Below are 4,212 nucleotides of genomic sequence, written 5' to 3'. Positions count from 1 at the left end.
AGTACAAGCGGACTTTATTGACCAGAAGCACGTCGCGACCACCTTTGGAGACCGAAACAACCGAAGCGACGACCACACCTACAACGGATCAGCTCTCCGCGGAGCGCACCTTGCAGCTGCTCTCAACGCTAGACAGTCCTATTTTGAATCCCGCACTGTTTATTGATGATTACATCAACACCGGTATTAGTCGCTACGAGGAACAAAGCGGCACGACTTCTTATTTGTCGCCGGACAGCTATGTCAGTGTGACCTACCATCCCGGCCCCTACGACCCTACCTTGATCCCCCCTCACGCACGTGCACCGAGCAGCAGCACGGTACGCGTACCGCTGCGGGACGTCGTGACGGGGCACTATCTCTACGCTTTCAAGCAAGCGAGGGATTCGCTGGGCCGTCAGTACTCGTTTCCCCGAACCACTTTTGAGCCGAGTGAGTTAATTAGTGTATTGACTCAAGAAAATCTGCAAACCGTGATGGAACGCGCGTTGTCGATTTACCGCAATAACCCCGCTAATCGAACCGGGTTGGCCGAACTTTATCAGAATATGATAAAGCTGCGCTGTCTCGCGTATCTGGATAGTCAAAACAAGGACGTTGAATATGTACCCGCGGTGCAGAATTTTCTAATCGGAGATGTTCAGGCCCAAGAGGTTTATTTTCGTGAGACCAAATTGAACGGTGCATTCCTGATCCCCTCCGGCGAGACGGGCGGTGTACTTTTTAGCATGGATGAATCAGATTTTTTCCATGTACGGAGCCAGCCGCGTACCTATACGCGCGCCCTGGGGAGGAGCGTAACCGAAACGGTCTTTATTTTCCCCCAGACTGATCAATTTAAGAGCTGGATTCTCACCAAGCTACCTTGCTATATGTCAGAAGAGTATAAAGGCCGTCCGGCTTCAATGTTTCAGACTCGCGTTGTAACAAGCGGATATATGAATCTTCCAGCATACAGTAGTTTAAGTCGACCATTCTCTTTTACCGTAAGCCAAAGCCAAAGCGATCTGGCCAATAAGCTATTTGATGGTCTGATGGATCGTCTTGCTTTGGACATCGATTACTTGGTGTTCAGTTCTTGGGAGCAGACCACAGGACATTTGCTGGAGGTGGCCAAGACAATTCTGACGGTTGCCGCTATCGGTTTGAATACCGTTATTCCCGGTACGGGGGCTCTGCTGGGGCGTATTGGATTGTTTATGGCCAACCTGGCACTGGACGGTGCTTATGTCGCTGCAAGCCTCGCGCAGGCGCACATGGCCGACAGGCCGGAAGATGCCGCCGCGTTCCGCAACGAGGCCATCCTTGCCGGTATACTGGGCGGTGTGGGTACTCTAGCAAGCGCAGCACCCTTGACCAGTCAAGGAATCACCGAGGCCCTCGCTCTGTATCGGCGGACTAAGTCCGCAACGCATACCTTTATTCCCCAGGCGTTGCGCAGAGTGACCTGGTCCAGACTGGCTGATAACGTCAAAGTCAATCTTTTGGTTGACAGCATGAAGGGCAGCGAGCCCGCGCGCAGTTTGGCGCTCTTGACCACTCCTGAAGTCGTCGAGCTCTCGATACGCCAGAACTTGCTATTGGATTCCCTGGGTACTGCAAGGAATCGTTTCGCCTGGGGTGAACTTGCATTCGAACAAGCTCAGGTTCAGCGCCGGCTGCAGTCAGACCTCACACGGTTGAGCGCGGCGAATGGTCACATGCAACGACTCCTGGACTCACCACCCGCAGTACCACGGCAAACCTTGCCAGGAGAGCCAGAACTGGCTGCCGCCAACTGGATCACCGGCAATAGCCGTTCCGCCGTAGACGCAGAGTCGGTCAGCGAATTGCAGACGCGAATCAGTAGTGCGCTCTCACAGAATCGCCAGGCCGATCTGGTGGATATCCAAACCATAGATAGCCTGCACAGTGCGGTATACCAACCAGCAGTAGGACAAGTAGAGCGGGTGTTCCGCTCAAGCAGCGATCCGCTGTTCATGGGCTCGGATGTGGGTCGCGCCGGTTTTGTGAAAGCGCTGGACGCAATCAAAATCAAGGTACAAGCGGGACAAGTGGACGCGGGCGAAGCGCTCTTTGCTGCCATTGTCCGTTACCATCTCTATGGTGATGGCAACGGTCGAACAGCACGCACCCTTTACGCGCTGGCGCAACTGAATAAGCAAGAGTCATCTTTCAAGGCGTTGACCTCATTCGCTGAGGACATGCTCAGCAGTCTTCCTCCAAGGGCATTGACCGCTGGCTGAGAGATGCTCAGTCCATCGATGTGCCGCATCACCTTCTAAGTCACCAGCAATCGAGGCACGGCGTGTGATTCGTCACGCGCCGTTCGTTGTTGTATCTCTAGAAATGAGATCGATGTTCAGTGAATGATGTTGGGCCTTCAGACCTCTCACACCGTACATGCGGTTCATTAATACACTGAAGTCGCTGCACAGTGTTACACAAAGAGACCAGCCCCATTTGGCGTAGTACAACGTCGGTACTGCCTGACTCATGTGATGGGATGCCGAGCTCAACCAAGGCCCTCGTCCATTAACGCTCGATTGCCACGCCAGCTCGGGTCTAAGCTCAAGTGAGATGACGCTTGCGGCGTCGTCGGGATTTTCCACTGTCGCCGGAGCAGACAACGCAATTTTCGACGCAGCCCCCCCCCTCCGCCACCAACAGATCGATCACTTCTCTACTTTACATCCTGTCCCTCCCTTTGCTTCATATGCGGCACGGGCAAAGCCAATGCACGCAATGCACACGAGCGCATGCACCTTAGTGATACCTTGCCTGACACAAAAAAGTCTCTGAAAAAGCACTTATCCCCCTCCCGCCGACGGGCTTCGTATGTGTTTTTTTTGCAAAGCGTTTAGGTGTGAAATGACTTCCCCCCACCCCGTCCCCAGCGGGCCTCCCTACTGAAGTGCACGTTTCAATAATTGAAAGCCTTTGCAACCAAATGAAGAAAGTGTCTCCACAGCGCCGAGGTTTCGCACGAGCAGCGACATTCGGCAGAGTGCTTATTTCCGGGGGCTTGAGCAGAAAAAACGTAAGCAATGAGGGATTTTTTGATTTCGCCACTTACAAATATCTTGGCATCCGGACGCTAGGCTCTAATGACGTCAGACACACCTAAGGCCTGTAATACGGGTCCAAAGGTGGATGCAAGCCCTCCTGACCATTTCACTCTGCGTCATGCAGCGCCTCCCACTTGATGACACGCTTTCGAATGAGATCTAGAGCAGTCTCGACAGACTGAGTGATGGCCTTCTGATTTTTGTCTGCGTTATCCCAATAGTTCATGAAGTTGCCTTCATCAAACGGATGCTCGAATCGATACTCTGCGGATTCCCTGTTGGAAATCTTGAGAGTTTCCCTGATGGCGTCATAAATCTCTGCGGGGAAGAAAGGCCGTTTTTTTTCGCTCTCCTGGTACACCTTCCTACCGGCCGCGTGTAAAAGCGCCAAACGTTCTTGCTTTACCTCATCTTCAGATTTAAGCGGATCCCTGAAGTCGGCAACCGGCCTTAGCATGAGGCTTCTGTCGCGGAGGTCGACCAATGACTCGGTCAGTTGACTGAGAACCTCATACTCCTTTTCATAGCGATATCCATGCACGCTCAGCAAGGCCGACATGCCTGCTTTCACGCCTTCTAATTGCTGCGCGTACGCATATTTCACACTTTCGATTTTTGTGGTGATTTCTGCAATGTCGTCCTTGGTAGCGAGGTTTTCACCCTTGCGTTTGAAATAAGCGGGCAAAAACGAATTTGCGATAAGCCCCCCGATGAACGCTGCAACGAGATAACTGATCTGTTGGACATCCATTTCTTGCTCCAGAGATAGGTGGATACGGTACAGGCCCGCCTGGCCGACTCGTGTGCATAAGGCAAGCTATTGCCGGCTGCGAAAACTCGTCAGCGCATCGTGCAGGCCATGGCTGGTTTACTAATTTCTGGGAGTTACGTCTAGCGAATGGATATTCCTGTGCGTCCAATATCCGTCCAACGTCCGTCCAATTTAGGAAGATTTCATTACTGCACATATACACAGAAACATCCCAGAACCCTTGGTTCTACGCACCTCGGCCAATGACTACGGCACTCTAACTCGGGCTCATAATCCTTTGGTCCACGGTTCAAGTCCGTGTGGGCCCACCAAACCTGAAAGCCGCGCAAATGCGCGGCTTTTGCGTATCTGAAGCGAAAAAAATGCGGCCCC

At 52.7% G+C, this 4,212-nt stretch carries 2 protein-coding genes; one reads left to right on the top strand and one right to left on the bottom strand.

Annotated features, from left to right (window positions below; genetic code table 11):
• A partial coding sequence (locus FGA82_RS31995; protein WP_212760566.1) for a hypothetical protein occupies positions 1–2,246 on the top strand: 2,246 nt, incomplete at its 5' end.
• Between the two features lie 928 nt (positions 2,247–3,174).
• Here FGA82_RS31995 and FGA82_RS31985 read toward each other — a convergent pair.
• Complete coding sequence (locus FGA82_RS31985) at positions 3,175–3,819, bottom strand: hypothetical protein (protein WP_141130158.1); 645 nt, start codon at positions 3,817–3,819, stop codon at positions 3,175–3,177.
• Between the last annotated feature and the right edge of the window lie 393 nt (positions 3,820–4,212).

Source organism: Pseudomonas fluorescens (assembly GCF_005938625.1).
Classification (GTDB): domain Bacteria; phylum Pseudomonadota; class Gammaproteobacteria; order Pseudomonadales; family Pseudomonadaceae; genus Aquipseudomonas; species Aquipseudomonas fluorescens_BD.
This window is presented reverse-complemented; position numbering and strand designations above follow the sequence as displayed.

Bases quoted from the DNA above. Each gene is read 5' to 3' on its own strand.
- FGA82_RS31985 (WP_141130158.1), bottom strand. From the start codon at position 3,819: ATGGATGTCCAACAGATCAGTTATCTCGTTGCAGCGTTCATCGGGGGG.